The sequence below is a fragment of the Actinoplanes sp. NPDC051411 genome (assembly GCF_040682075.1).
In the GTDB taxonomy this organism is placed as follows: domain Bacteria; phylum Actinomycetota; class Actinomycetes; order Mycobacteriales; family Micromonosporaceae; genus Actinoplanes.
The window spans coordinates 1-26601 of sequence record NZ_JBFBAD010000021.1 but is presented as its reverse complement, the minus strand read 5'-3'; the positions used below and the strand labels follow the sequence as shown (position 1 = coordinate 26601).

The 26601-nt window shown below is 70.4% G+C and carries 29 protein-coding genes; 18 read left to right on the top strand and 11 right to left on the bottom strand.

Features of this window, described 5'->3' with window-relative positions; all coding sequences use genetic code 11:
• Window positions 1-402: 402 nt before the first annotated feature.
• A complete protein-coding gene (locus tag AB0M88_RS14185) occupies window positions 403-747 on the bottom strand; it encodes a metalloregulator ArsR/SmtB family transcription factor (protein ID WP_364100818.1) in 345 nt (114 codons plus the stop codon).
• A gap of 119 nt (window positions 748-866) precedes the next feature.
• On the opposite strand from AB0M88_RS14185, the gene AB0M88_RS14180 reads away from it, so the two are divergent.
• From AB0M88_RS14180 to AB0M88_RS14170, 3 genes are read left to right on the top strand one after another with little or no spacing between them, the layout of a single operon-like run.
• Window positions 867-2837, top strand: a complete 1971-nt coding sequence (locus AB0M88_RS14180; RefSeq protein WP_364100815.1) for a heavy metal translocating P-type ATPase — start codon at window positions 867-869, stop codon at window positions 2835-2837.
• Window positions 2834-3199 carry a (2Fe-2S) ferredoxin domain-containing protein gene (locus tag AB0M88_RS14175; protein WP_364100638.1) on the top strand — a complete coding sequence of 122 codons (366 nt, stop codon included), beginning with the start codon at window positions 2834-2836 and terminating at the stop codon, window positions 3197-3199. The genes AB0M88_RS14180 and AB0M88_RS14175 overlap by 4 nt, the downstream gene beginning before the upstream one ends.
• Complete coding sequence (locus AB0M88_RS14170; protein ID WP_364100635.1) at window positions 3196-3342, top strand: hypothetical protein; 147 nt, start codon at window positions 3196-3198, stop codon at window positions 3340-3342. Before AB0M88_RS14175 ends, AB0M88_RS14170 begins: the two co-directional genes overlap by 4 nt.
• A gap of 143 nt (window positions 3343-3485) precedes the next feature.
• On the opposite strand, the gene AB0M88_RS14165 is transcribed toward AB0M88_RS14170, so the two are convergent.
• The 5 genes from AB0M88_RS14165 to AB0M88_RS14145 form a co-directional block, all read right to left on the bottom strand.
• Entirely contained in the window at window positions 3486-3941 is a 456-nt protein-coding gene (locus AB0M88_RS14165; RefSeq protein WP_364100633.1) for a hypothetical protein, read from the bottom strand.
• Window positions 3942-3943: 2 nt separating this feature from the next.
• Complete coding sequence (locus tag AB0M88_RS14160; RefSeq protein WP_364100630.1) at window positions 3944-4819, bottom strand: ABC transporter permease; 876 nt, start codon at window positions 4817-4819, stop codon at window positions 3944-3946.
• Window positions 4816-5769, bottom strand: coding sequence for an ABC transporter ATP-binding protein (locus AB0M88_RS14155; RefSeq protein ID WP_364100627.1), 954 nt, complete (start codon window positions 5767-5769; stop codon window positions 4816-4818). The genes AB0M88_RS14160 and AB0M88_RS14155 overlap by 4 nt, the downstream gene beginning before the upstream one ends.
• A 70-nt stretch (window positions 5770-5839) precedes the next feature.
• Window positions 5840-7015 (bottom strand): MFS transporter, encoded by a 1176-nt coding sequence (locus AB0M88_RS14150; RefSeq protein ID WP_364100624.1) that lies wholly within the window; start codon window positions 7013-7015, stop codon window positions 5840-5842.
• Window positions 7016-7124: 109 nt separating this feature from the next.
• Window positions 7125-7763 (bottom strand): DedA family protein, encoded by a 639-nt coding sequence (locus AB0M88_RS14145; RefSeq protein ID WP_364100621.1) that lies wholly within the window; start codon window positions 7761-7763, stop codon window positions 7125-7127.
• 244 nt (window positions 7764-8007) lie between these two features.
• Between AB0M88_RS14145 and AB0M88_RS14140 the strand changes: the two genes are divergently transcribed.
• From AB0M88_RS14140 to AB0M88_RS14130, 3 genes are all read left to right on the top strand, one after another.
• Window positions 8008-8685 (top strand): response regulator transcription factor, encoded by a 678-nt coding sequence (locus AB0M88_RS14140; protein ID WP_364100618.1) that lies wholly within the window; start codon window positions 8008-8010, stop codon window positions 8683-8685.
• Between the two features lie 4 nt (window positions 8686-8689).
• Window positions 8690-10129, top strand: a complete 1440-nt coding sequence (locus tag AB0M88_RS14135) for a HAMP domain-containing sensor histidine kinase (RefSeq protein WP_364100615.1) — start codon at window positions 8690-8692, stop codon at window positions 10127-10129.
• Between the two features lie 214 nt (window positions 10130-10343).
• The gene (locus tag AB0M88_RS14130; protein WP_364100612.1) at window positions 10344-11249 is read left to right on the top strand and encodes a hypothetical protein; all 906 of its coding nucleotides are present in this window, start codon (window positions 10344-10346) and stop codon (window positions 11247-11249) included.
• A gap of 69 nt (window positions 11250-11318) precedes the next feature.
• On the opposite strand, the gene AB0M88_RS14125 is transcribed toward AB0M88_RS14130, so the two are convergent.
• Window positions 11319-11903 (bottom strand): DUF5709 domain-containing protein, encoded by a 585-nt coding sequence (locus tag AB0M88_RS14125; RefSeq protein WP_364100610.1) that lies wholly within the window; start codon window positions 11901-11903, stop codon window positions 11319-11321.
• Window positions 11904-11975: 72 nt separating this feature from the next.
• Here AB0M88_RS14125 and AB0M88_RS14120 point away from each other — a divergent pair, with 72 nt between their 5' ends.
• The gene (locus AB0M88_RS14120; RefSeq protein ID WP_364100607.1) at window positions 11976-12227 is read left to right on the top strand and encodes a hypothetical protein; all 252 of its coding nucleotides are present in this window, start codon (window positions 11976-11978) and stop codon (window positions 12225-12227) included.
• A 55-nt stretch (window positions 12228-12282) separates the two neighbouring features.
• Here the strand turns inward: AB0M88_RS14120 and AB0M88_RS14115 are convergent, their stop codons facing one another.
• The 3 genes from AB0M88_RS14115 to AB0M88_RS14105 form a co-directional block, all read right to left on the bottom strand.
• Complete coding sequence (locus tag AB0M88_RS14115) at window positions 12283-12831, bottom strand: hypothetical protein (protein ID WP_364100604.1); 549 nt, start codon at window positions 12829-12831, stop codon at window positions 12283-12285.
• 10 nt (window positions 12832-12841) lie between these two features.
• Window positions 12842-13990, bottom strand: a complete 1149-nt coding sequence (locus AB0M88_RS14110; RefSeq protein ID WP_364100601.1) for a zinc-dependent alcohol dehydrogenase — start codon at window positions 13988-13990, stop codon at window positions 12842-12844.
• A gap of 103 nt (window positions 13991-14093) precedes the next feature.
• Complete coding sequence (locus AB0M88_RS14105) at window positions 14094-15104, bottom strand: hypothetical protein (RefSeq protein WP_364100598.1); 1011 nt, start codon at window positions 15102-15104, stop codon at window positions 14094-14096.
• 177 nt (window positions 15105-15281) lie between these two features.
• On the opposite strand from AB0M88_RS14105, the gene AB0M88_RS14100 reads away from it, so the two are divergent.
• The 9 genes from AB0M88_RS14100 to AB0M88_RS14060 all read left to right on the top strand — a co-directional run bounded on the left by AB0M88_RS14100 (window position 15282) and on the right by AB0M88_RS14060 (window position 24273).
• Complete coding sequence (locus tag AB0M88_RS14100) at window positions 15282-15656, top strand: STAS domain-containing protein (protein ID WP_364100595.1); 375 nt, start codon at window positions 15282-15284, stop codon at window positions 15654-15656.
• A gap of 2 nt (window positions 15657-15658) precedes the next feature.
• Window positions 15659-17278 (top strand): alpha-amylase family protein, encoded by a 1620-nt coding sequence (locus AB0M88_RS14095; RefSeq protein WP_364100812.1) that lies wholly within the window; start codon window positions 15659-15661, stop codon window positions 17276-17278.
• A gap of 36 nt (window positions 17279-17314) precedes the next feature.
• A complete protein-coding gene (locus AB0M88_RS14090) occupies window positions 17315-18649 on the top strand; it encodes a cytochrome ubiquinol oxidase subunit I (RefSeq protein ID WP_364100592.1) in 1335 nt (444 codons plus the stop codon).
• Window positions 18646-19614 carry a cytochrome d ubiquinol oxidase subunit II gene (locus AB0M88_RS14085; protein WP_364100589.1) on the top strand — a complete coding sequence of 323 codons (969 nt, stop codon included), beginning with the start codon at window positions 18646-18648 and terminating at the stop codon, window positions 19612-19614. The genes AB0M88_RS14090 and AB0M88_RS14085 overlap by 4 nt, the downstream gene beginning before the upstream one ends.
• Before the next feature lie 80 nt (window positions 19615-19694).
• A complete protein-coding gene (locus AB0M88_RS14080) occupies window positions 19695-20237 on the top strand; it encodes an SRPBCC family protein (protein ID WP_364100586.1) in 543 nt (180 codons plus the stop codon).
• Window positions 20234-21409, top strand: coding sequence for a zinc-dependent alcohol dehydrogenase (locus tag AB0M88_RS14075; RefSeq protein WP_364100584.1), 1176 nt, complete (start codon window positions 20234-20236; stop codon window positions 21407-21409). Before AB0M88_RS14080 ends, AB0M88_RS14075 begins: the two co-directional genes overlap by 4 nt.
• Complete coding sequence (locus AB0M88_RS14070) at window positions 21406-22083, top strand: DUF1345 domain-containing protein (protein WP_364100581.1); 678 nt, start codon at window positions 21406-21408, stop codon at window positions 22081-22083. Before AB0M88_RS14075 ends, AB0M88_RS14070 begins: the two co-directional genes overlap by 4 nt.
• A 93-nt stretch (window positions 22084-22176) precedes the next feature.
• Window positions 22177-22695, top strand: coding sequence for a helix-turn-helix domain-containing protein (locus AB0M88_RS14065; RefSeq protein WP_364100809.1), 519 nt, complete (start codon window positions 22177-22179; stop codon window positions 22693-22695).
• Window positions 22696-22827: 132 nt separating this feature from the next.
• Entirely contained in the window at window positions 22828-24273 is a 1446-nt protein-coding gene (locus tag AB0M88_RS14060; RefSeq protein ID WP_364100578.1) for a methyl-accepting chemotaxis protein, read from the top strand.
• On the opposite strand, the gene AB0M88_RS14055 is transcribed toward AB0M88_RS14060, so the two are convergent.
• Window positions 24225-25187 carry an AraC family transcriptional regulator gene (locus AB0M88_RS14055; RefSeq protein WP_364100575.1) on the bottom strand — a complete coding sequence of 321 codons (963 nt, stop codon included), beginning with the start codon at window positions 25185-25187 and terminating at the stop codon, window positions 24225-24227. The two genes, AB0M88_RS14060 and AB0M88_RS14055, sit on opposite strands and share 49 nt — an antisense overlap.
• 144 nt (window positions 25188-25331) lie before the next feature.
• Between AB0M88_RS14055 and AB0M88_RS14050 the strand changes: the two genes are divergently transcribed.
• Both AB0M88_RS14050 and AB0M88_RS14045 read left to right on the top strand, forming a co-directional pair.
• Window positions 25332-25712 (top strand): DUF2267 domain-containing protein, encoded by a 381-nt coding sequence (locus AB0M88_RS14050; protein ID WP_364100572.1) that lies wholly within the window; start codon window positions 25332-25334, stop codon window positions 25710-25712.
• Window positions 25713-25818: 106 nt separating this feature from the next.
• Window positions 25819-26496, top strand: coding sequence for a BON domain-containing protein (locus AB0M88_RS14045; protein WP_364100569.1), 678 nt, complete (start codon window positions 25819-25821; stop codon window positions 26494-26496).
• Window positions 26497-26601: the final 105 nt, after the last annotated feature.

Below are 26601 nucleotides of genomic sequence, written 5' to 3'. Positions count from 1 at the left end.
AAGGTCGACTGTCACAGGACACTTGCACAGCCGGTTCGCGCCAGCGGCGGCTTCCGTATTGTTGTCGGTTCTCAAGAGCTCTGATCCGGGTACGGGTCGTTGGCCTGCGGCGGATCACTTTGACTGAGATGGTTTCGGGCTGACGGGTCTCACTGAATCTGATCTTTTTCTGGGGTGGACCGCTGCGAAATTCGGGTCGTTCCTAAGCCGGAAGTAGATGCTCTGTCGGGTTCGGTTCCGTAGTCGCGCCACCAATAGCCGGGGTCGTTCGGGGGACGCCGGCCCAGCGGCAGAGCGGGTCCCCGCGTTGGAACAGCTGGCTGGGTCCGGGATGGGCGAGGTGCGCACGCGGATCGCGGTGCGCGCCGAGCCGCCGGCCCGAGCTGGGCAGAGCGCGACCCGCTATGCGGGGAGATGTTGGTGTGTCTCTTCGCTGTCGGCGTGGTCGGGCAGGTCACGGTCGGTGTGATCGGCGTGGAACAGCGCCTCGCCCAGCAACGCCCGCACGTGCGCGTCGGCCGCGGAGTAGTGCACGAAGGTGCCCTCCCGGCGGCCGCGGACCAGGCCGGCCAGACGCAACTTGGCCAGGTGCTGGCTGACCGCGGTCGGGGCTGCCCCGACGAGTTCGGCCAGGCACGCGACCGACGACTCACCTTGCAGCAGCGCCCAGAGGATCTTGATCCGCGTCGGGTCGGCGAGCAGCCGGAAGCCCTCGGCGGCGAGGTGGACCTGCTCCTCGTTCGGCATCTGGAAGTCCGGCAGCGTGTTGTGCACGGCACCATCGTAACCGAACCAGCGCATTCATCTGCTTGGCTGACTGCATACCTTCGTGAGTACGCATGTATGGTGGCTACGTGATCTCGACTCTGACGCGGCCCTCGGCGCCGGTTGCCCCGGTAGCGGCGAAACGGCTGACTGTCCGGTTGTGGGCGCTCGCGGAGGTGCGCTGGGCGGCCGGGGCGACCGTGTTGTTCGCGGTCGGTGGGCTCGCGCAGCTGCTCGGGTTGCCGGCGCCGGTGTGGTGGACGTTCCACCTGGCCGCGTATGCGGCGGGCGGCTGGGAGCCGGCGCTGGCGGGGCTGAAGGCGCTGCGCGAGCGGACCCTGGACGTCGATCTGCTGATGATCGTGGCGGCCATCGGCGCCGCCGCGATCGGTCAGGTCTTCGACGGCGCGTTGCTGATCGTCATCTTCGTGACCTCCGGCGCCCTGGAGGCTTTCGCCACTGCCCGCACCGCCGACTCGGTGCGCGCCCTGCTCGACCTCGCCCCGGAACGCGCCGCCCGCCTCGACGCCGACGGCAGCGAGACCGAGGTCGACACCGCCGACCTGCACGTCGATGACCTGATCGGGATCCGGCCCGGCGAACGCATCGGCGCCGACGCGATCGTCGTCGACGGCGCCAGCGACGTCGACCAGGCCACGATCACCGGCGAGCCGCTGCCGGTCGCCAAAAAACCCGGTGACGAGGTGTTCGCCGGGACGCTCAACAGCACCGGCACCCTGGTCGCCCGGGTGCACCGCGAGCCCGCGGAGTCGGTGATCGCCCGGATCGTCGTGCTGGTCGAGCAGGCGTCGGCGACCAAGGCGAAAACCCAGCTGTTCATCGAGAAGGTCGAGCAGCGCTACTCGATCGGCGTCGTGGCCGCCACCCTGGCGCTCTTTGCGATTCCGTTGGCGTTCGGTGCCGATCTGCAGTCCACGCTGTTGCGGGCGATGACGTTCATGATCGTGGCCTCGCCGTGCGCGGTCGTGCTGGCCACCATGCCGCCGCTGCTGTCCGCGATCGCGGTCGCCGGCCGCAACGGCGTGCTGGTCAAGTCGGCCGTCGTCATGGAACAGCTCGCCGACACCAGCGTGGTCGCGTTCGACAAGACCGGCACCCTCACCGAAGGCGCCCCCCGGATCGCCGAGATCCACCTCGCGGCCGGGCAGCAGGTCGCGGACGAGCGCCGCCTGCTGCGCCTGGCCGCCGCAGCGGAACGCCCGAGCGAGCACCCGATCGCCGTCGCCGTGCTTGCCAGTGCCCATGACCACGGCGTCGACGTCGACGCCGGGCAGCATTTCTCGTCGGCCCCGGGACGGGGCGTGCGCGCTGTCGTCGACGGCCATGTCGTCGAGGTTGGCAGCCCGGCCCTGCTCGGCCATGCATCGGCCGGACCGGCGAGCGGGCAGGTGCGCGCTGTGGTCGAGGCCGCGCAGGCGGCCGGTCGGACCGCGGTGGTGGTCGTGGTGGACCGTGTCCCTGCGGGGGTGCTCGCGCTGGCCGACCGGATCCGTCCCGCCGCCGCCGGAACAGTCGCCGACTTGACCGCGCTGACCGGGGCGACTCCGGTGCTGCTGACCGGTGACAACCGGGGCGCCGCCGTCCGGCTCGCCGGGGAGGCCGGTATCAGAGAGGTGCACGCCGGCCTGCTGCCGGCCGACAAGGTCGACCGGGTCCGCGCGTTGCAGGCCGCCGGGCGCCGGGTGCTGCTGGTCGGTGACGGCGTCAACGATGCTCCCGCGCTGGCCGCGGCCGATCTCGGCGTGGCGATGGGCTCGCCCGGCTCGGATCTGGCGTTGCAGTCCGCCGACGCGGTCCTGGTCCGCGACGACCTGACCGCCCTGCCGGCCGTGATCGGCCTGTCCGTGCGGGCTCGCCGGCTGGTCGTGGCCAACCTGGTCATCGCGGCCACGTTCATCACCGCGCTGGTCGCCTGGGACCTGTTCGGCCACCTCCCGCTGCCGCTGGGCGTAGCCGGCCACGAAGGCTCGACCGTGATCGTCGGCCTCAACGGGCTGCGGCTGCTCTCCGGCCGGTCCTGGCGCCGCGCCCAGGGCGAGCAGGCCGCATGAGCCGCCGAGCACGGCGGCCCGAACCTGCCCCGGCAGCCGGTGGCTCGGCGGCGGGCTGCACCCTGACCGTGTGCCGCGGCGGACTGTGCGGCACGCCGCGGGCGCCGGGCACGGGGCATGACGCCCAGCTGGCGGCGCTGCGTCAGTCGTTGGCCGGGGCGGCGGCGCAGGTCCGCGTCAGCGGCTGCCTGGACGCCTGCTCCCAGGCCAACGTCATCGTCGTCCAACCATCGGCCGCCGGACGCGCCGCCGGAGGGCGGCCGGTCTGGCTCGGCCTGGTCAACGACGCCGACGCCACCGACGACATCGCCGCCTGGGTCCGCGCCGGGGGCCCCGCCGTGGCCTGCGCACCCTCGGGATGACCCGAATCCTGCTCCGAATACCAGCGGAAAACACCGCCAGCAGCGCCGTCGCGCACGCCGCCGGGTTCCACCTCGACAACACCGGCCCGACCACGCGTGAAGGTGTGCGGTACGAACTCCTCACCTGGCGCCGGTCAAGATGACCACCGACCGCTGAGAACGCACGGCTACAGCGACAACGCGATCGTCGTCCCCGCGGCGTCCGATGCCGTGTAGCCGATCCGACATCGTGGCGCGGCTGCGCAAGCGGCGTCTGCCGGCTTGACCGCACCGCCCATGCGAACAGTTATTTGCTGATTTCGATGACGCCGTCGAATTCGAAGACGGGGTTGGGGACGTCGTGGCCGTGGGTGTCGGTGATGGTGGCCAGTCCGGTGGTTTTGGAGGGTCCGCCGGCGACGTAGGTGGCGTCGGTGTGGACGGTGACCTCGAACTTGGCGCCGTCTTGGTGTTTGCCCTGGTTGTCGGTGAAGTTCATCAGGCAGATCCAGTTGGGTCCGGCGCCGGTGTCGGCGACCTTGGGTCCGCCTTTGTCGCAGCTGGTGGTGGCGCCGATCGTGGTCGGGGTGATCCCGGGGATGCCGAGGATGTGGGACTGCTGGACGTACAGGTTGGCGAAGGTCGGCACGAGCGCCTTTTCCAGGTCGGCCCGGGTGATCTCGGGGTGGCCGGCGGCGACGGTGGCGGCGATGACGGCGCCGACGGCGAGCACGGTGGCGGTACGGGTGACGATCGGGCGCATGGTCAGCCTCCGGTGATGTCGCGGCGGCGCACGGACACGTACGCGGCGGTCAGGCAGATGAGGGTCCAGCCGGCGCTGACGGCCAGCCCGGTGAGCAGGGGTCCGGTGAACGGGTGCTGGGCGAACAGGCCGTGCCACGCCTCGAACGGGGTGGTGAGCAGCAGCTTGCGGGTCAGGTCGAGCCCGGAGACGCTGCCCAGCAGTTGCATGGCGAAGCCGAGCACGACCGGGGCGGCGATGCCGAAGGCCGGGTTCTTCGTCCGCACGGACAGCAGCAGCGTCAGCGCGGTGAACCCGATGATCGGCGGGATCGCGGTGGCCCAGGCCGCGATGACCAGCCGCAGGGCGTGGCCGGAGGCGATGGTCTGCCCGGACAGGCCGGTCAGTGGCTGGTGACCGATGATCAGCAAACTGGAGACGATGGTGCTCGCGGCGAATACAGCGAGCAGCAGCAGGTTGTAGCCGAGCGCGGTGAGCGTCTTGGCCCAGAAGATCTGGCTGCGGCTGACCGAGCGGGTCAGCAGCGTCTTCCAGGTGCCGTGCTGGTCCTCCATGGCGAAGATGTCGCCGGCCACGACCGCGGCGAGCAGCGGCAACACCCATTGAGCGGCGAAGGCCAGCATGAGCAGCGGCATCGCGTACCCGCTCAGATGGATGAGCTTGCCGTAAATCGTGTCCGACGGCGGCTGCTCCTGGCCGTTGAGCACGAGGACCACGGCGATGGGGATGATCAGGGCGGCGGCGAGCAGGGCCCGGCTGCGGATCTGGGCGGCGAGCTTGACGATTTCCCAGCGCAGAGCGGCGCCCAGGCCAGGCCGCCGGGCCGTGGTGGCCGCGGACGCGGTGCGGGCGCGTTCGGGTGTGGTGGTCAGCGTCATCGGGCGGCTCCGGTGGTGACGAGTTCGTGGGCGGGCGCGTCGGTGCCCGGTTCGGTGAGCATGAAGAACAGCGCCTCGAGCGGTGTCTCCCGGCGCGCCAGGGTGCGTAGCGCGATGCCTTCACCGATCACCTCGGCGACCAGCGCGTCGGTCTCGAGCTGAGGGCCACGCACGCCCAGGCCGTCGCCGATCCGGGTGACCTCGAGCCGGCGCCCCGCGGCGAGCAGCGCGACCCGGTCGTCGTCGGTGGTCTGGATCTCGTGGGCCTGCTCCGGTGCCTTCGCGCGCAGCGCGGCGATGGAGCCGTGGTAGACCACGGCGCCGGTACGCATGATCGTGACGTCATCGCAGATCTCCTCGACCTCGCCCATGTCATGGCTGGACAGCAGCACGGTCAGCCCGCTGGCGGCGAGGCGCTTGACCAGGGCGCGCATGTCGCGGATGCCGGCCGGGTCGAGGCCGTTGGCCGGCTCGTCGAGCACCAGCAACCGCGGGTCGCGCAGCAAAGAGGCGGCCACACCGAGACGCTGGCGCATACCAAACGAGTAGCCACCCACCTTGTCACTGGCCCGCTCACGCAGGTCGACGGTCTCCAGAACCTCGTCGATCCGGGTCCGGCTGGCCCCGCCATCGAGCCCGGCCAGCAACTGCAGGTTCTTGCGACCGGTCAGGCCGGGGTAGAACTTCGGGCTCTCGATGAACCCGGCGACGCCGTCCAGCGCCCGCACGCCGTCGCGCTGCCAGGTGCGGCCGAGGATGCGCAGGGTGCCCGAGTCGGGCCGGATCAGCCCGAACAGCATCCGTAGAAAGGTGGTCTTGCCGGCCCCGTTCGGGCCGAGCACCCCGTACACCTCACCCTGGGCGACCTGAAGACTGAGCCGGTCGACCGCGGTGAGCGCGCCGTAGGTTTTCGTGAGGCCGACCGCGTCGACCGCCAGCACATCGTTCATGAGCAGCCAAGCTAAAGATCGGCCATGAAAGGCACATGAAGCCGTCACCCACCCGAACCGGGCCGCGGTATCAGCTCGAGGGGTTCGAGGCGGTGATCCGGCGGCGGGCGACGGCCAGGGCGGTGCCCGCAGCGATCAAAATCGCGAGGGCGCCGAAGCCGTACGCCAGACCGGCCAGCGACGCCACCGCTGCCACCAGCAGCGGCCCTCCGGCATCACCAAGCTCGCGGCCCAGCTCGGCCGCGCCCATGGTCTGACCGATGCGCTCCGCCGGTGTGCTCGCCGCCAGCGCCGCGAAGCCGAGCGGCGTGATCAGTCCGGTGCCCGCGCCGATCACCGCCGCCGCCGCGAGAACGCCGGCCAGACCGGGCAGCATCGCCGCGCCCAGCCCCGCCGCGGTGACCGCCAATCCCACGGTGAGTCCGGTGCGAGTGGTGATCCGGCCCTCGTCCAGCGCCCGTCCGGCGCGCGGCTGCACCAGCGCGGCGCAGGCCGCTAACACGGACACAGCGGCGCCCGTAGCGATCGGGCCCAGCCCGGCCGCGCGTCCGGAGACGGGCAGGAAACCCACGCCGACCGACAGCGCCGCGGTGGCCGCGGCCAGAGCGGCCGTCGGGCCGAGGAAGACCGGGTCGGTGAGCCGGCGAGCCAGGTCGAGCACGGTCTGCCGGGTCTTGGGCAGCGGCGGCACGACCGGCACCTGCAGCGCCGCGGCCGCGACCGAGGCGGCGAGCACGGCGAGCACGACGAACAGCAGGCGCAGGCCGCCGGCCCAGACGAGTAAGCCACCCAGGAGCGGGCCGAAGGTGTAGCCGAGGGACTTGAAGAAGCCGTACGAGCCGAACGCCCGGCCGCGTCGGGCGGCCGGGTTCAGCCGGGCCACCATCGCGGACGCCGCCGGGGAGAACGCGGACGCGGCGGCGCCCTGCCCGAGCCGGGCGGCCCACAGCCAGCCAGGGCTGTCGGCGACTGCGTACACCGCCGAGGCCAGCGCGAACGCGACGAGCCCGCCGAGCAGCACCGGACGGGCACCGATCCGGTCGGCCAGGGCGCCGAAGACCGGCTTCAACAGGACTTCGGCACCGTCGTACAACGCGAGCAGACCGCCGAGCACGAGCAGGGAGGTGACCGCCCCGGGAGCGAGGCCGCCGAGGTTGGCGGCGATCGCGTGGGCGCCGAACGCGGTCGTGAACCCGGCCGCGTACAACGGCCACATCCGCCGCCGTGAGACCACCGGTTCGTTCACCGGCGAGACCACCACGGGCTGGGCCGGCGGCCGGGCCGGGCGCCGCCGCAGCGTGGCCCTCGATCGGCGGGTGGCATGTCGTTCATCCTCGCATCCCCGTGCGTGCAGGTCAGAGCCGCGGATCGTCCTGGGGCAACTGGCTGGTCGGACGGCGATGATGGCGCAGCCGCCACCAGATCAGGGCGAGCCCGGCTATCAGGATGCCGGCGAACACGTACGGCTCGTAGCGGTGCACAACGGCGGTGATGGCGTTCCAGTGGTCGCCCGCGACGTAGCCGAGGGTCGACCAGACTCCGACCCACAGGGCGGCGCCTATGGCGTTGAACAGCACGAATCGAGGCCAGGACATGCCAGGAGCGCCGGCTACGAGGCCGTTGAGCTGGCGCAGTCCTTCCACGAAACGGGCAGCCGCGACGACCTTCGCGCCATGCCGGTGCATGAACGCCTCCACCCGGGCGAAGCGCTGCGGCGTCAGCCGGACGAGGCGGCCGTAGCGCAGCACTAGCGGGCGCCCACCGGCCCGGCCGATCAGATAACCGATGCTGTCGCCGCACACCGCAGCCGCGAACGCGACGAGCGCGACCACGACGATGTTGAGCCGGCCGTGCCCGGCCGCCCCGGCGCCGGCGATGATCGCGGTCTCGCCCGGGGCGGGAACACCGAAGCCTTCCACGAACACGGTCAGCGCCACGCCGAGATATCCGTACCGGGTCGCCAGCGCGGACAGCGAGAGACCCAGGGTGATCATCGCTGATGGCCTACCGGCGGTGTCGGCCGGTCTACGCACGCCACCGCTGTGGGTGCGGCGGGCCCGGCCGGCAGCCGGCGCGCGAACCGGTTGAACGTCAGCAACCACAACCCGTCCAAGCCGGCTCCTCATCTCACCGTGTTTTGTCCACCGTAGGAGCCGACCGTGAAAGGAACGTGAAGCCCACAAGCAGGCATGATGCACTGACCGGCGACACAGTTGACGAGGTAGGCAGGGAGGTTTCATGCGGGTGTTGGTCGTCGAGGACGAGCCACGGCTGGCCGGCCTGCTCGCGCGGGGCCTGCTCGAGGCCGGCCATACCACCGATGTGCGACACAACGGCGGTGACGGGCTCCTGGCCGCGACCGTCGAGCAGTACGACGCGGTGGTGCTCGACGTGATGCTGCCCGGCCTGGACGGACTCACCGTCTGCCGCAAGCTGCGTGAGCGGGGCCTGCGCGTGCCGGTGCTCATGCTCACCGCCCGCGACGCGGTCCCCGATCGGGTCGCCGGGCTGGATGCGGGCGCGGACGACTATCTGAGCAAACCGTTCTCCTTCGACGAACTGCTCGCCCGGCTGCGGGCCCTGCACCGGCGCACCACCGATCAGGCCGACACCGTGCTGCAGACCGGTGACCTGCGCCTGAACCCGGGCGCCCGGCAAGTCTGGCGCGGCGACACCGCCATCGAGCTGTCCGCCCGCGAATTCGACATCCTCGCCCTGCTCATGGCCCGCGCCGGGCAGTGCGTCACCCGCTACGAGATCCTGAACGAGGTCTGGGACGGCGAGACCGACCTGCGCTCCAACGTCATCGACGTCTACATCGCCAGCGTGCGCGCCAAAGTCGACAAACCGTTCGCCCGGCACGCCATCACCACCCTGCGCGGAGCCGGCTACCGCCTCGAACCCGACGGCGGCTGACCCCATGACCGCTCCCGGCCGCCCTCACGGGCTACGCCGTCTGCCGCTGCGGGTCCGGCTCATCGCCGGGTTCGCCACCGCTATGCTGATCGTCCTCACCGGGGCCGGCGCGTTCGTCTACCTACGTGTGCGCTATGCCCTCGATCTACGCCTCAACGAGGACCTCGCTGCCCAGGCCGGCCAGCTGACCAGCTCGGTCAGCCGCGGCGGCCCGCCCACGGTCACCACCGGCACCGAATACCAGCTGCTGGACGCCGCGAACCATGCGGTGGCCGCCAGCACCGGGCTCCGGGGCGCCTCACTGCTCAGCGGCGCTCAGCTCGCCACCGCCCGCACGACCTCGGTTCGCGCCGATCGCGGTCCGTTGTTTCCCATCCGCGCCGACACCCTGCGCCTGTATGCCGTCCCGGTGCACCCCACCAGCGGGCCGGCCTCGGTCGCCGTCGTTGCTCTGCGCCGTGACCAGCGCGACGAAGCCCTGCGGGAACTGATCGGCCAGCTCGCTCTGGCCAACCTCGCCGCCCTCGCGATCGCGTCGCTGGTCGGCTACCGGCTCACCCAGGCCGCGCTCGCCCCCGTCGAGCGCTACCGCACCGAGGCCGCCCGCATCGCCGGCGGCGCCACCGGGCTGCGGCTGGCTGTCCCGCAGCGCACCGACGACGAGATCACCCGCCTCGGCCGGACCCTGAACCAGATGCTCGCCGCGCTCGAGGGTGCCCTTGACCGGGAACGGCAGATCGTGCACGACACCAGCCACGAACTACGCACACCCCTCACCCTAATCAGCACCGAAATCGAACTGGCCCTGCGCCGCCCGCGCAGCACCGCCGAACTCGAGGAGACGCTGCGCAACGTCGCCGGCGACGCCGAACGGCTACGCGAGCTCGCCGACACCCTGCTCACCGTCGGCGTCCAGCCTCCGCCCGCACCCGGCGACACCGTCGACCTGGGCGCGCTGGCCACCGACGCCGCCGCCCGCTACCCACACACCCACGCACAACATCACGGACCGGCCGTGGCGCTCGGCGACACCACCCGGCTACGGCAAGTCGTCACCAACCTGCTCGACAACGCCACCCGCCGCGGCCGCCCACCCATCACCATCACCACCGGCCGCACCGGCAACGCCGCCTACCTGCGCATCCACGACAACGGACCCGGCATGGACCCCGACTTCCTCACCCACGCCACCGCCCGATTCACCCGCGCCGACACAGCCCGCAGCACCCCGGGCACCGGCCTTGGCCTCGCCGTCGTCGACGCCATCATCACCGCCCAGCACGGCGAGCTACGGCTCTGCGCGAACGGCGCCCACCACCGCACCGGCGACAACTTCCCGACCGGCTGCAAACACCCCGCAGACGGCACCAGCATCACCGTCTTACTCCCGGCCGCGGACCCACCCGAGCCTCCGACCATGGCAACGGCCAATCCCACCGAATGAGGCGTGAGCTACCACGCATCCCCGGCACCCGACGCTGGGGCTAGCCGCGCCACCGGGCCTCGCAGGCCGCTGGACGGAGCAGATTCATTGAGACCGGACCAGTTCCACTGAGAACTCACACCAAGCAAGCGCGCCAAAAAGACGAGGCCGATTTCGACGGCGCAGCCTCGAGAACTACACGGTAGTAATTCGGCCGTCCGGGTATCCCGCGCGTATGCCTGAGGACTGGGAGGTCGCCGGGCGCCGGGTGCGGGTCACGAACCTCGACAAGGTGCTGTTCCCGGGCCGGGCCGGCGAGGAGCCGATCACCAAGCGCGAGTTTCTGCGGTACACCGAGGCGATCGCGCCGACCCTGGTCCCCTACCTGTCCGGCCGGGCCCTCAACCTGCACCGCTATCCCGACGGCGCGACGGCCAAGGGTTTCTGGCAGAAGGAGGTGCCCGACCACGCCCCGCCCTGGCTGCCCCGCTGGGACAATCCGGAGGCCGACCCCGGCGAGACGAAGACCTATCTGGTGGTCGACGAGCCGGCCGCGCTGGTCTGGGCGGCCAACTTCGGCGGCCTCGAATGGCACCCGTGGACCTCACCCACGGCGGCCCCGCACTGCCCGAGCTACGCGCTGATCGACCTCGACCCGGGCACCTCGACCCCGTGGGAGGACATCCTCACGCTGGCCCGGCTGCACCGGGCCGCGTTCGAGCACCTCGGGGTCACGGCCCGCGCGAAGGTCACCGGACGCCGCGGCATCCAGATCTGGATTCCGATCATCGGTGGTTACGGTTTCGACGAAACTCGCGCCTGGGTGCAACGCCTTTCCCGTACGGTCGGGGCCGTGCTGCCCGACCTCGTGAGCTGGAAGTGGTATGGCAGCGACCGGGGCGGCCGCGCCCGCCTCGACTACACCCAGAACGCGATCAACAAGACGCTGGTCGCCCCGTACAGCCCGCGCCCGGCCCCCGGCGCACCGGTCTCGGCCCCGATCGACTGGGACGAGCTCGACGACCCGTCGCTGCGACCGGACGGCTTCACGATTCGTACGATCCTCCCCCGGCTGGCCGCCCGCGGCGATCTCTTCCGCGACGTGCCGGACCACCCTCAGCACCTGCCACCGATCACCTGATCCGCCGGCGCGTCTCACCGGGGCCGCGCACGCCGCGGCGCCCCGGTCGGCGCGAGCCGGATGCGCGGCCTAATCCCCCGGGAGCTGGTGCATGGCGAGTTCCTCGGCGCTCGCGCCGCCGCCCGAGGCGCCCACGTCGGTGGCCACGGCGTCGCGCTCATTGTCCGGGCCCAGTCCTTCGTCCGGTTCGACCAGGCGGCCCACCGTGCCTCCACCCGCCCCGGTGCCGGTGTCGTACATCGAGACCTTGGAGTCGAGATGAGGGTCGACCGGGTCCTCGTCCTCCAGCCCGGTGCCCTGATCGACCAGGTCCAGGCCGTCGTCGGACGGATCCGGGTCGAACGCCTCGGCCGCGATCGGCGACGGCACCGTGTCCGGGCGCGGGGCGGCCCCCTCGAGCGCCGGGTCGGGCACCTCCCGGTCGAGCTTGCGGTCGAGCGACTCGCCGACGCGCTGCTCCTCCGGGGTCGTACCGTACCGGTCGATCGCCAGCGGCCCGTCCTCGCGGTCGCGCGGCAGGATTCCCGGCTCGGGGCCGTCGGCCACCCGCGGCGAGTCGACGTCGTCCCAGGCCGACGAGTCGTCGTCGGCGGTGCCGGGCAGCCCTTCGGCCTCCGGATCGGACACGGGATGGGGAAACTCGTCTTCACGCATGGCGGTCGGGCTACCCCCGGACGAGGCCGGGAAACGTGGTTTGTCCCGGCCCGGTCCGGGTAGCCGAGCGCCATGACAACCGACTCGAGACCACCCGCGGGTGACGACGACGGCCAGTGGCGCGACGAGCACAGGCTTCCGCTGGAGGAACTGGTGCAGGCGGTGGCCACGTCGTCGAACGAGGGTCAGATGGACGACCGGACCGGCAACGACGCGGGCATCGAACGTCCACCGGCCGCGCCCGACGACCACGACCCCGACCCGGACAGCGCCGAGGGCCGTGCCCTGCGCACCGACTTCACCGGTCCGGTCGGCCCCAACTGAGGCGACCACTTTCCGAAGGCGCGGCCTCGCACCAGGCCCCCGTGATCATCGCCGGTCAGCGGGTCACGCGGCGGATCACGGCATAGGTGATCGCCGCTCCCAGCAGCCACGGCGCGGCCACGACGAGCGGATCGAACGCCTGATGGATCCGGTCGGTCCGATGTGGTCCCCGGCTCGCATTCCGCTCGGCCCGGATGCCGGTCTCGGCGATCAGGCGGTCCGGACGTCCGCTCACGAGACCGCGCAACCGGCTTTCCAGCACGTCCACCCGGTCCGCCCCGAGCAGCAGAAGCCAATGGGCGGCTCGGCCCTCGCTGTACTTCGCGTACGCGAACCGGCGGATCTTCCCGGAAAGGCCGCGCGGCGGGCAGGACGTTCCGAAGACCGGGGTGAGGAACTTGTGCTCGATCGACCGTTCCCGGGGCCATCGCTCGGGTTGCCGCTCCGGGAACTCCCAGTGCGCCCCGCCGAACTGCGGGTCGAAACGCTCCCGGGGCACCGCGGGCCGGTCCTTGGGATCCAGGTCGGCGCCCCAGCCCGGGATGCGGGCGCGCAACTCGTCGCTGGTCTCGGTCAGCTTCGGCTTCTCCGGTGTGTAGGCCATGATGTCTTCCTCACGCGGCGTTCGGGACGATGATCGGCTTGATGCAACCGTCGAGCTTGGCCGAGAACATGTGGTAGGCCTCGGCGATGTGCTCGAGCGGGATCCGATGGGTGACGATGTCGCTCGGCTTGAGATAGCCGGCGCGGATGTGCTCGAACAGCCGCGGCCACTGCCGTTTGACCGGGCACTGGTTCATGCGCAGGGTGAGCCCCTTGTTCATGGCGTCGCCGAACTTCACCGCGCTGAACATCGGCCCGTAGGCGCCCATCACCGAGATCGTGCCGCCCTTACGGACCGAGTCGATGGCCCAGTTCAGGGCCACCGGTGAACCTCCCTGCAGCTTCAGCTTGGCCGCCGTCACGTGCTGGATCAGATTGCCGTCGGCCTCCGCGCCCACCGCGTCGATCGCGACATCGGTACCGAGGTGGTCGGTGATCTTCTTCATGTGCACGACGATGTCGTCGTGGTCGGTGAAGTTGATCGTCTCGGCGTGGGCGAACTCCGCCGCCTTGGCCAGCCGGTAGTCGAGGTGGTCGATCACTATGACGCGGCCGGCCCCCATCAGCCAGGCCGACTTCGCGGCATAGAGACCGACCGGGCCGGCCCCGAAGACGACCACCACGTCGCCTTCCTTGATGTCGCCCAGCTGGGCGCCGAAGTAGCCGGTGGCCAGCGCGTCGGTCAGCAGCACGGCGTCGTCCTCGTCCAGCCAGTCCGGGATGACACTGGGGCCGACGTCGGCGAACGGCACCCGGACATATTCGGCCTGACCGCCGTCGTAGCCGCCGGTGGTGTGCGAGTACCCGTAGATGCCGCCGACCGCGGTGGCGTTCGGGTTGACGTTGTGGCAGTTGGAGTACATCCCCCGGGCGCAGAAGAAACACGTGCCGCAGAAGATGTTGAACGGCACCATCACCCGGTCACCCGGCCGCAGCCGCTCGACCGACGGCCCGACCTCCTCGACCTGGCCCACGAACTCGTGCCCGAACGTCATCCCGACCCGGGTGTCCGGCATCATCCCGTGATAGAGGTGCAGGTCCGAGCCGCAGATGGCGGCCCGGGTGACCCGCACGATCGCGTCGTTCGGGTGCTCGATCACCGGGCGGTCCTTCTCCTCCACCCGTACGCGGTAGGGGCCGCGATAAACCATCGCCTGCATTGAGGAACCTCCCGGGACGCCTCGTGTATCACTGTGAGGCGGACGGCTACCCCCGGTCGGGCCGCCCAAACAGCTCGTTGCCCGAAATGAAGCGCCCGCCCGGTCAGATGGCCGGCCGGCGCAGCCGGTAGCTCAATACCGCGAGGACCAGCAGGTTGAACGGCAGCTCGCCGACCGCGGCGAACTGACTGTCGGTGAAGTTGAAGATCTGGCTCACCAGCAGCTCGATCAGCACCGCGACCCGGAACCAGCCGTACGCCGCGCGCTTGTCGGCCCGCCAGCGCAGGAGCCCGGCCACCACGAACGCCAGGGCGACGCTGCGGGACACGGCCCCGCCGGTGATCGCACCGGGTTCGGCACCGGAGCTCAGGTCGTGGCCGGTCGCCAGGGACAGCGCCTGGCTCACGAACACCACCGCGACCACCACCCGCGAGACGATGAACAGGCCCAGGACCGCCGGGGTGAACCAGCGCCCGTCGAGCAGCCGTCGCGCCACCGCCTCCGTCCGGTCGAACAGGTCCTGCATCCGTTGTGAGTGCGCGCGGTGCGGCGCGGCGGAGAGCAGCCCGCGCACGGCCTCGGCCGCCTCCCCCTCCTGCCCGTCCAGCAACTCTTCCGCCGCGCGCCGCTGCCGGCTGGTCAGCCCCGAGGTCACCCCGGCGGACGCCAATTGCGCGGCGGTCGCCAGACGGTGCCGGTCCTCGACCGCCCGCCGCCGGCGCAGCTGGGAGGCGGACACCAGCAGCGCGGCGAAGACGAGATAGATGATGGCCGCGGCGGGGCGGTAGAAGTAGTCGTTGCGCCGGGTGATGAATTTGCCCACCTCGTCGACGAACAGGCCCAGGCCCACCCCACCCAGAACGGCCGTGGCGGCCCGCGCGCCGACACCGGCGAGGAGCAGGGCACACAGCAGGCCGGCGAGCATGAGCAGGCCGCCCCACAGGACGTGCGCGATGTGCAGGGAGGCGCCGCCCACCTGTGGATAGCCGGCCAGGCCCAGGAAGGCCCGGACGATCAGGACGGTGCCGACGCCGGACAGCGCCAGCAGTTGGAGGTAGGCCGCGCCGTCGGTGACCGTGGTCAGCGGCCGGCCACCGCGGGAAGCGATGAGCACCGGCCCAGCATAGTTACGAAGATCGACCGCCGGTGCTCTCGGCCCGGACGCGTGGTCGCGGCAACGAACAATGCCGATGGTCATGCCGGACCGACGCATCCGCTATCGGCCGGGCCGCCGGCGAGATCGGTGGTTTCGCCAATGGACTGTCTGCCGCGACGTTGATGACATGGGGTGATGCAGCCGATTGACGAACCGACGGAGAGCCGGGACGGGTATGGCGGCGAGAGCCGGGCCGCCCCGGCGCATCGGCTGGATCGGAGCGTCCGCGGCCCGGCCGCGCGGGTCGTCCTCAGCGGGGAGATCGACTGCGACTGCGCCGGCGTTGTCGAGGAAACCCTGATGGCCGCGGTCGAGGAGCGGGGCGTGCGCTCCGTCGTCGTCGACCTCAGCGACCTGCGATTCATGGATGTCAGATGTGCCGGGGTCCTGCTGGGCGCGAGGCGCCGGGCGGACCAGCGAGGGGTAGCGATGAACGTCGCCTACGTCAGCGGCATACCCCGGCGGGTTCTGGAGATCCTCGGCCTCTACGACGAATTGCTGAGTTCGTAGAGGTGGCCGGGCGGTGGTACCGCAACGCGGTTATCTATTCGGTGGATGTGCGGCTGTTCCAGGATTCCGACGGTGACGGTGTCGGGGATCTGCCGGGGCTGACGGCGCGGTTGGACTATCTGTGCCGGTTGGGGGTGAGTACGCTGTGGCTCAATCCGATTCACCCGTCGCCTCGCCTCGACGGCGGGTACGACATCACCGATTACTACGCCGTGGATCCACGGTTGGGCAGCCTCGGGGATTTCGCGGCTTTTCTCAATGAGGCCGACGAGCGGGGTATCCGGGTGATGCTCGATCTGGTGGTCAACCACACCAGCGACGAGCACCCCTGGTTCCACGCCGCCCGGCGGGACCCGGGCTCGGCGTACCGTCCCTGGTACGTGTGGTCCGACACCGAACCGCCGGATCGGTACGAGGGCCAGGTTTTTCCGGGCGTCGAGGTGGAGACGTGGACCTTCGATCGTTGCGCGGGAGCCTGGTACCGGCATCGCTTCTACCGGCATGAGCCGGATCTGAACACCGATCATCCGGCGGTGCGCAGCGAGATCTACAAGATCGCCGAGTTCTGGCTGCGGCTCGGCGTGTCCGGGTTCCGCCTTGACGCCGCGCCGTTCGTCATCGAGTCCGGCGAGCGGGGGCGGCGCGACTACACTTTCCTGCGCGACCTGCGGGAGAGCGTGTCCTGGCGGAGCGGCGACGCCGTGCTGCTGGCCGAGGCCAACGTCGCCAACGACGAATTGATCGAATATGTGGGGCAGGCCGACGGTTCGGCGAGCCGGACGACGATGCTGTTCGCGTTCCGGCTGAATCAGGCGTTGATGCTGTCGCTGGCCAGAGAGGACGCCACGCCGATCCGGCAGACCTTGGCGGCGCTGCCCTCTCTGCCGAAACACGCGCAGTGGGCGACCTTCCTGCGCAACCACGACGAGGTCGATCTTGGCCGGCTGTCGGACGCGGAACGGGCGGACGTCATGGCCGTCTTCGGCCCGGAGGCTGACATGCAGGTGTACGGGCGCGGTATCCGCCGCCGGTTGGCTCCCATGCTCGGCGGTGATCGCCGGTGGCTGGAGCTGGCCTACAGCCTGCAGTTCACGATGCCCGGCACCCCGGTCATCCGGTACGGCGACGAGATCGGCATGGGCGAGGACCTGCGACTGCCGGAACGCAACGCCATCCGGACCCCGATGCAGTGGGACGACACCGAGAACGCGGGCTTCTCCACCGCCGCGCCCGATGACCTGATCTGCCCGGTCATCGATTTCGGCCCGTTCGCCTCGTCGAAGGTCAACGTGACCGACCAGCGCCGCGACGAACACAGCCTGCTGGTCTGGTTCGAGCGGATCCTGCATTCCCTGCGCGAGTGTCCCGAGATCGGCTCGGGCGAACACACGGTCATCGACTCCGGGCCCGGTGCGGTGCTGGTGCATCGCGCGGATCTCCCCGACTCGGGCATGCTCTTCGTCCACAACCTCGCCGACCGTCCGTGCCGCATCGACCTCGGCAGCCAGCGTGGTAACCGCCACAAGCCGCTCAATATCCTCGCCGACGCCGACTACGGCCGGGACGTCGATCTGGCCGCTCTCGAGATCAACGGACGCGGCTATCGATGGATCCGCCTATGAACGGTTACCTCGGGGGTTCGGGGGTAGGGGCGCATCATGCCTGATCCGGCACAAGTGCTGCCCGCCCGCGAACAGATGGCCTTCACACTCGGCTTCCACATCATCCTGGTGCCGTTCGGGGTGGCCTTCACCTTCCTCATGCTGATCGCCAACTACCGAGGCCTGCGCCGCGGTGACGCGACCGCGCTGCTGCTGGCCGAGCGCTGGTCCAAGGTGGCGGCGGTGCTGTTCGCGGTCGGCGCGGTCTCCGGCACCGTGCTCTCGTTCGAACTGGGGCTGCTCTGGCCCGGGCTGATGGGCCGCTACGGCGCCGCCTACGGGCTGCCCTTCGGGGTCGAGGGCATCTTCTTCTTCCTCGAGGCGATCTTCGTCGCGATCTACATCTACGGCTGGAAGCGGCTGAGCCCGTGGGCCCACTTCTGGTCCGGCGTGCCGGTCACCGTCGCCGGGCTCGGCGGCACACTGTCGGTGGTCGCGGCCAACGCCTGGATGAACCAGCCGGCCGGCATCACTCTGGACCACTCCGGCCAGGTCGTCGACGTCGACCCGTGGCGGGTGTTCTTCAACGGCGCCTTCTGGTACGAGGCGATCCACATGTTCCTCGCCGCCTACGTGGTGGCCGGCTTCGTGGTCGCCGGTGTGTACGCGACCGGCATGCGCAAAGGGCGGCGGGACGCGTACCACCGGCTCGGTTTCCTGATCGCCTTCTGGACCGCCGCGGTGGCGATGCCGATCCAGATCTATGTCGGCGACGTGGCCGCGCGGGCGGTCTTCGACCGGGAGCCGGCCAAGTTCGCCGCGATCGAGGCGCTGCCGCACACGTCCACCAACGTGCCCGAGACGCTCGGCGGCGTGCTGATCGACGGTCAGGTGAAGGCCGGGCTGAAGATCCCGGACGGCGCTTCGCTGCTCGCCGGCTTCAGCCCCGGCACGAAGATCGACGGGCTGGACGCGATCCCGGTCGACGTCCGCCCGGCCGACCGGCTGGTCAACACCGTCCACCTGTCGTTCGACGCGATGGTCGGCATCGGGTTCGCGCTGCTGGCGCTCGCGCTGTGGTTCGCGCTGCACTGGTGGTTCCGGCGAGATCTGCCCCGCACGAAGTGGTTCCTGCGGGCGTGCGCGGTGGCCGGCGCACTCTCGGTCGTCTGCCTGGAATGCGGTTGGGTGGTCACCGAGGTCGGCCGTCAACCGTGGACGGTCCACGGGCTCCTGCTCACCCGCGACGCCGTGACGACCTCGGGCAACGTCTGGTGGTTCTTCACCGGCGCCCTGATCATCTATCTCGCGGTCGGCGCGGCGGCGGTCTTCGTCCTCAAGGGCATGCGCCGGCGCTGGTCGACACCCGTGCCGTACGGGCCGCGGTCATGAGCACCGCCGTCGCGATCGCCCTCATGCTCGGCGTGCTCTGCTACGCCGTCTTCGCCGGCGCCGACTTCGGTGCCGGCTTCTGGGACCTGACGGCCGGCGGCGCCGAACGCGGCCGCGGCCCCCGCGCGGTCATCGACCACTCCCTCGGCCCGGTCTGGGAGGCCAACCACACCTGGCTGATCTACTGCCTGGTCGTCTTCTGGACCGGCTTCCCAGCCACGTTCGCCGACGTCATGCGCACCCTCTACCTGCCGCTCGGCCTGGCCGCCCTCGGCATCGTGCTGCGCGGCAGCGGCTTCGCGTTCCGCAAAGCCGTCCAGGCCACATCCCACCAACGGCTGGCCGGCGCGGCTTTCGCCGCCTCGTCGGTGGTCACTCCCTTCTTCTTCGGTACGGTCGCGGGCGCGCTCGCCTCCGGCCGGGTCCCGGGCCCGGCCGTCACGTCGTGGATCAATCCGACCTCGCTGCTCGGCGGCGTGCTGGCGGTAGCGGTCTGCGCCTACCTGGCCGCCGTTCTGCTCACCGCCGACGCTCCGGCCGCGCTCACGGCGTACTTCCGCAAGCGGGCGTGGATCGCCGCCTGGACCACCGGGGTTCTGTCGATCGCGGGCATCGTGGTGCTCCGCCTCGATGCCCGGCGCATCTTCGACCGCCTGCTCGGCCCGGCCCTGCCGGTCGCCCTGGTCAGCCTGGTCGCGGGCCTGCTGGCCCTGGTGCTGCTGCGCCGCGTCTCCGCCCGCCTGGTACGCCTGCTGGCCGGGCTGGCAGTGGCGGCCCTGGTCGTCGGCTGGGGCGTCGCCCAATACCCCTACCTGCTCGGCACCCACGCCCGCATCACCGACGTGGCCGCCCCGCACTCGACCCAGGTCGCCCTGATCGTGATCGTCGCCGTGGCGATCGCCCTGGTCGGCCCGTCGTTCGCCCTGCTCTACACCCTCCAGCAGCGCCACCTCACCGAGGAATGAGCGCAAGTTCCGGTTTCGCCGTTTAGCCCTCGAGCAGCGGGAACCCACCCGAAACGCACACGTTTCGGGAGGAGGAGGAAATGGATCTGACCGCTGCGACGACCATCCGCAAGCCGGTGTCTGACGTATACACGTTCTGGCGCCGGCTCGAGACCCTGCCCACGTTCATGGCCCACCTGGACGAAGTTCACGCCGTCGACGAGCGCACCAGCCACTGGCAGGCATCGGCGCCGTTCGGCCGTACGGTGCGATGGGACGCTGAGATCATCGACGACGTACCGGACGAGAAACTCGGCTGGCGTTCCGTCGACACCGCGGACGTACCCAACGCCGGCACCGTGTGGTTCCGGCCCGCACCCGACGGGGTCAGCACCGAGGTGCACGTGCTCCTGGTCTACGACATCCCCGGCGGCGAGCTGGGCAAGGCGGTTGCGAAGTACTTCGGGGAGGAGCCGCACCAACAGCTCGACGACGACCTGCGCCGGCTCAAGCAGGTCCTGGAGACCGGCGAGGTGGTGCGTTCCGACGGCGCGCCGTGGGGCAAGCGGGCCCGCACGGAGTTCCCGCAGCGACCGGCGCAGCCGCTGCCGGCCGCCGAGCGGGCCGAGGCGGTGGCGTCATGAGGGCGAACACCTGGGCCGGGCGCAACCAGGTCGAGGTCCGCGACGTACCGGACCCGGGCATCCTGAACAGCCGCGACGCGATCGTGCGGATCACCGCGACCGCCATCTGCGGATCGGACCTGCACCTGCTCGACGGGTACGTGCCGACGATGCAGGACGGCGACGTCATGGGGCACGAGCTCATGGGCGAGGTGGTCGAGGTCGGATCCGGTGTCGGCCCGGACCGGCTGCGGGTCGGCGACCGGGTCGTCGTGCCGTTCCCGATCGCGTGCGGCGCCTGTGCCGCCTGCGCGGCGCAGTTGTATTCCTGCTGCGAGAACAGCAATCCCAACGCCGGCATCGCGGAGAAGATGTTCGGCCACCCGGTCGCCGGGATCTTCGGCTACTCCCATCTGACCGGCGGGTTCGCCGGCGGCCAGGCGCAGTACGCGCGGGTGCCGTTCGCCGACGTCGGCCCGCTGAAGATCGAGTCCGACCTGACCGACGAGCAGGTGCTGTTCCTGTCCGACATCCTGCCCACCGGCTACATGGGGGCGGAGATGTGCGACATCCAGCCCACCGACGTCGTCGCCGTCTGGGGTGCCGGTCCGGTGGGGCAGTTCGCCATGGACGGCGCCCGGGTGCTCGGCGCGGCGACGGTGATCGCGATCGACAAGGAGCCGTACCGGCTGCGCATGGCGGAGGAGGCCGGGTACACGACGATCAACTTCGACGAGGTCGACGTACGCTCGCGGCTCCTGGAGCTCACCGGCGGACGCGGCCCGGACAAGTGCATCGACGCGGTCGGGCTCGAGGCGACGCACGGCGCCGCGCACATCCACGCCTACGACCGGCTCAAGCAGGCGGTCCGCTCGGAGACCGACCGGCCGCACGCCCTGCGCCAGGCGATCATGGCGTGCCGCAGCGGGGGCGTGGTGTCGGTCATCGGTGTGTACGGCGGGTTCGTCGACAAGTTCCCGGCCGGCGCGTGGATGAACCGGTCGCTGACCCTGCGCACCGGCCAGTGCCACGTGCAGCGATACATGCGGCCGCTGCTCGACCGGATCGAACGCGGTGAGATCGATCCGACCCGGGTCATCACCCACCGGCTGCCGCTCGACCAGGCTCCGCACGGCTACGAGATCTTCAAGAACAAGCAGGACGACTGTGAGAAGGTCATCCTCACGCCATGATCGACGAACCCGGTCGTACGGTCACGCCGGTGCCCACCGAGCGGCTGCTGTCGATCCGGCGAATGTTGCTGTCCCTGGCCGCCGGTGTGGCGGCCGGGGCGGTGACCGCCGCGCTCGGCGCACCGGAACTCAGCGCTCTCGTCTGCTGGATCGTCGCCGCCGGCCTGATCCTCATCGCGGTGTGGCGCATCAGCTGGCAGCAGGGCCCGCGGGAAACGAAACGGCTGGCCGAAGCCGAGAGCCGCTCCCGGTCCACCACCGACACGGCCGTACTGATCGCCTGCGTCGTCAGCCTGGCCGCAGTAGCCGAAGCGTTGATCCGCTCGTCGGGCCGTGACGACCCGCTCGCGGTGGCCGCCGTGATCTGCGGCGTCGTCGCCGTCGTCCTGTCATGGGTTCTGGTCAACACGGTATTCGCCTTCAAATACGCCCGGATCTACTACCGCGATGCCGACGGCGGCATCGACTTCAAACAGCAGGCGCCGCCGTGCTACAGCGACTTCGCGTACATGGCGTTCACCGTCGGCATGACGTTCGGCGTGACGGAGACGGAACCGACCGACAGCGCGGTGCGCCGGGCCGCGCTCGGGCACGCGTTGCTGTCGTACGCCTTCGGCACGGGCATCCTCGCCGTCGCGATCAACCTGGTCACCAATCTCGGGCAGTCGTCCTGACCCGGCCGTGGCTTCACCCACTCACGTTGGGCGACCTGAGTTTCGGTGTCGACATCCGGATGCGGTTGGGTGAGCTCGGCGCCTACCACGTCGATGTGCCGGTCGGCGGCGTCATGCACTGGCACCAAGGCCATGACCGACCGCGACCACGAGCAACGCGGCCGTGTTTCAGCCCCTCGGCGACACGGTCCTGGAGCGGTGGACCGGCGACTGCCGCCTGCCCGCCGTCAAGATAGATCGGCGCACGCTGGAAAACCAGCTCGCCGACCTCCTCGACGCGCCGGTCCGCGGGCCGATCCGGGCCGGCCCTACACCGTCGCTGAGCTGGCCCGCGTCGCCGGGATCAGCTCCCGCTCGCTCCAGGAGAGCTTCCGCCGGTACACCGGTACGCCGCCCATGACGTACCTGCGCGAATTGCGCCTCGGTCTCGCACATGACCAGTTGGCGAGCTCGGATCCCGGCACGGCTTCGGTGGCCGGCATCGCCTACCGGACCGGCTTCGCGCACCTCGGCCGGTTCGCCGCGTACCGCGGCCGATACGGGGTCTCACCCAGCCACACCCTGCGCGACGACGGCCCAAAAACGAAGCCGGTCAGCCGAAGAGCGCATTGATCCCGCCGGTCCGGCATCCAACGGGACCGACTCGGTCATCCCGCTTCGGCCGGCGCCCTACGGTGAACCGGTGATCCCGCACGAGGCGGCGAACACCGGCCAAGCTGCTCGGCGAGGATGTAGGGAGACCGCATGACCACGGTGTCCGCTTCGGAGATGACCGGCCAGCGTCGATTCCACTTCGCCGATCTCAGTGTCAGCGTCAAGGTCCTCACGGCCGTCACCGTGGCCGCCGGGGTGGCGCTCCTGGTGGGGATCGTCGGGCTGTCCGCGCTGGGCGGCAGCAGCGAATCCGCGCAGCGGATCTACCGCAGCAATGTGGCCAGTGTCAAAGCCGTCGGTCAGCTCAGAGCCGCCGTCGGACAGGCCCGTGTGGACGCCGCCAATCAAGCGCTCTCCCACGACCGGACGTCGGCCGCGAAGTTCAGTGCCGCGTTCGCCACCGACACGCAGGACTTCACGGCCGCGATGACCGCTTACCGTGCCAGCTCTCCCGCCTGCAATCCGGCGGATATCGACGACCTGGAAACACATTGGCAGGCCTACGTCACGGTGGTGCGGGACAAGATGCTGCCCGCCGGCGTACGGCATGACATGACCGCCTGGGTGAGGATTCGCGACACCGAGACGTTGCCGCCCATCACCGCCATGTACGCCGATCTGGAAAAGCTCGGCGCGGCCGAAACGGCGGACGCTGCGGACAACGCGGCCGCGGCGAGATCGGGATACGAGTCCAGCCGAGTCATCTCGATCATCATTCTGGTCCTGGGTGTCGCGACGGCGATGGCCGCGGGTGTCGTGATCGCGCGCCGTATCGTGCGGTCCCTGGCCAGGGTCGAGGACGTCTGTGACGGGATCGCCGGGTCGGACCTGAGCCGCACCACCGGGCTGACCTCACGCGATGAGGCCGGCCGGATGGGCAGGTCGCTGGACACCGCGATGTCCGCCGTGCGGCAGACCATCGTCGCCATCGACGACTCGGCGGCCGCGCGGGCCGGCGCCACCGAGCACATGACCGGCACGGCCGCTCAGATCGCGGAGTCGGCTCGGCAGACGTCGAGCCAGGCCCAATCCGTCTCGGTCGCCGCCGAGCAGATCTCCCGCAGCGTCGAAACCGTCTCCTCCGGTAGCGAACAGATGGGTGCCTCGATCCGCGAGATCTCCGAGAACGCCGGCAAGGCGGCCGGCGTGGCCGGCGAGGCCGTCCTGCTCGCCTCGAGCACGTCCGCCGCGATGAACCAGCTGGGGACGTCCTCCGCCGAGATCGGCGACGTCGTCAAGGTGATCACTTCGATCGCCGAGCAGACCAATCTGCTCGCGCTCAACGCCACCATCGAAGCCGCCCGGGCCGGCGACGCCGGTAAGGGCTTCGCCGTGGTCGCCTCCGAGGTGAAGGACCTCGCCCAGGAAACCGCGCGGGCCACCGAGGACATCTCGTCGAAACTCAGCAGGCCATCGCCGACCTCGCGCGAATGTCCACGGACCTCGCCTCGCTGGTCGCCCGGTTCCGTATCTCGTGAGGACGACGTTCAACGTCGCAACGTTTCGCCCGGCGGCCGGCCGTATCGGTTGCGGTAGGCGGTGGCGAACCGGCTCGGGTGCGCGAACCCGGCCCGGTAGGCGATCTCGGCCACCGAGGTCAGTGCCGGGTCGGCCCCGGTCAGCTGTTCGTGTGCCAGTCCCAGGCGCAACTCGCGCAGATATCTCATCGGCGGCATTCCGACATGGCGCTGGAAGCCTTGCTGCAGCGCCCGCGGGCTCACACCGACGGTTCGGGCCAGTTCCGTGATCGTGAAGGGCCGTCCCGGATCGGCTCGCATGATCTCGGCCGCCCTGCGGACCGCCCTGGGCGCCGCCAGTGTGGGCCGAGGCCTGTCCAAGGCGTCGCGGTAAGGGTGGTCGCCCGCCAGCAGTAGCCCGGTGATCAAACTCTCGCGGAGCCGGGCACCCAGCACCGGGTGATGCAGCAGGCCGCCGCTGCGGCCCGACTCGGTGACGACCAACCGGAGCAGGTTCAGCCAGCCGGCGCCGGCCCCGGCGGACAGGTCGAGTGCCGGCGCGAATCGGACCGGGCCGCTGACCGGCGCGTCCAGCAGGACGGCCAGGTGATTCTCCAGTACGTGCCGCTCGATCTTGACGGCGAGCAGACGGCAGCCGCCGCTCCACCGCTCCAGCGTGGTGTCACCGACCGGCTGGAAAACGGCCGCGGTGGACGTGGTCGCCTCCTGCGAACGACTGTTGCCCTGGTGCCAGCTCATGGCACCGGTCATCGGAACGTCGACGTGATAAGCGCCGAGCTCACCGAACCGCATCCGGACGTCGGTGCCGAAGTTCAGATCGCCCAGCGTCACCGGGCCGGCCGGGGCGATGCCGAACCGCGCTCGCCACCCCGGTGGCGTCGAGACGGCGTCGACGAAGTTGGTGTAGAAGTGCCGAGCGATGATCGACCGCGCCTCGTCCAGGTCCTCGGTGACTTCGTTGAGGAACTGCATGGTGACAGCTTGCCGGACCCGGTACGCGCTTGGCCGGCGTTCGGGGACCGGCGTTCACCAGTTCATTCCTTCCAGGTGAGCCGGTCTCACCTGGAAGGCGGCCAGCCTCGACGGTGAGGACCGACCGATACGGAGGTATCCGGTATGACAGAACTGAACTTCATCGACGAGGTCGCCGAGCGGGCCGGGGTGCCCAGGGTCACCGGGCTGCTGATCACCGAGGGGACCCTCCTCGCCCTCTCGGACCGGATCAGCGGTGGGGAGGCCGAGGATCTGGCCGACCGGGTCCCGGCCGAACTGCGCCCATACCTGGTGAAGGTCACCGAGCCGGCCGTCCCGTTCTCTTACGAGGAGTTCCTCCAACGGGTGGCGGAGCACGCCGGGGTGGACCGGTCGACCGCCGAGCGGGGTGTGGCCGCCGTGCTGATGGTGCTGCGGCAGACGGTGGGACCCAAGGAGTTTTCCGACGCGATGGCCCAGCTGCCGAAGGACTTCGACCGTCTGGTGGCATCGGCGTCAACGTGACCGCCTCGAGAAGCAGGCACCCGACGTAGCAGCACTGACCCCACCCGGGCGATCCGGACTCACCCGGAGTCCGACGTGGCGCCCGCCGAGACTTTGGAGGAGCGGTATGACCAGCACAGTGGCTACAGGCAGCGACGAGGAGATCCGGCGAGAGGTGCAGCTGGAACTGGAGTGGGATGCCAGAGTGGCGTCGAGCGACGTAGCCGTCACGGTCAAGGACGGCGTCGCGACATTGACCGGACGGGTCGACACCTTCACCACGAAGTGGGCCGCCGAGCAGGCAGCCCTGCGGGTCCGCGGCGTTCGCGCGGTCGTGAACGAGATCGAGGTACGGCTCGCGGCTTCCCACGAGCGCAGCGACATCGACCTCGCCGAAACGGCCGCGAACGCGCTCGCGCTCGACTCGCTGATCCCGGACGATGCCGTCAAGGTGTCGGTGTCCGGCGGCTGGGTCACCCTGCGCGGCGAGGTCGAATGGGAGTATCAGCGCCGGGAGGCCGAGCGCATGGTTCGCACCCTGCGCGGCGTCAAGGGCGTCAGTAACCTCATCTCGGTGCGGCCGCGCACGGCGCCCAAGGCCGAGGAACTGACGAAACGGATCGAGAACGCGCTGGTCCGTGACGCGGAGCTGGACGCGGAACGGATCCGGGTGCAGGTCGACGGCAGCCGGGTGACGCTCACCGGGACCGTCCGGTCCTGGGCCGAGCGCCGCGAGGCCGAGCGGGCCGCGTGGTCGGCACCGGGCGTGACCTCCGTAGAGAACCACATCACGATCAGCGCGTGACCCACAGCGGCCGGCGGCGGCGCCCCCTTCCCGGGCAACGACTACGCGCTGGTCCGCTACTCCAACACCTCGCTGAGCCACCCGGGCGGCTTCACCGTGGCGGAC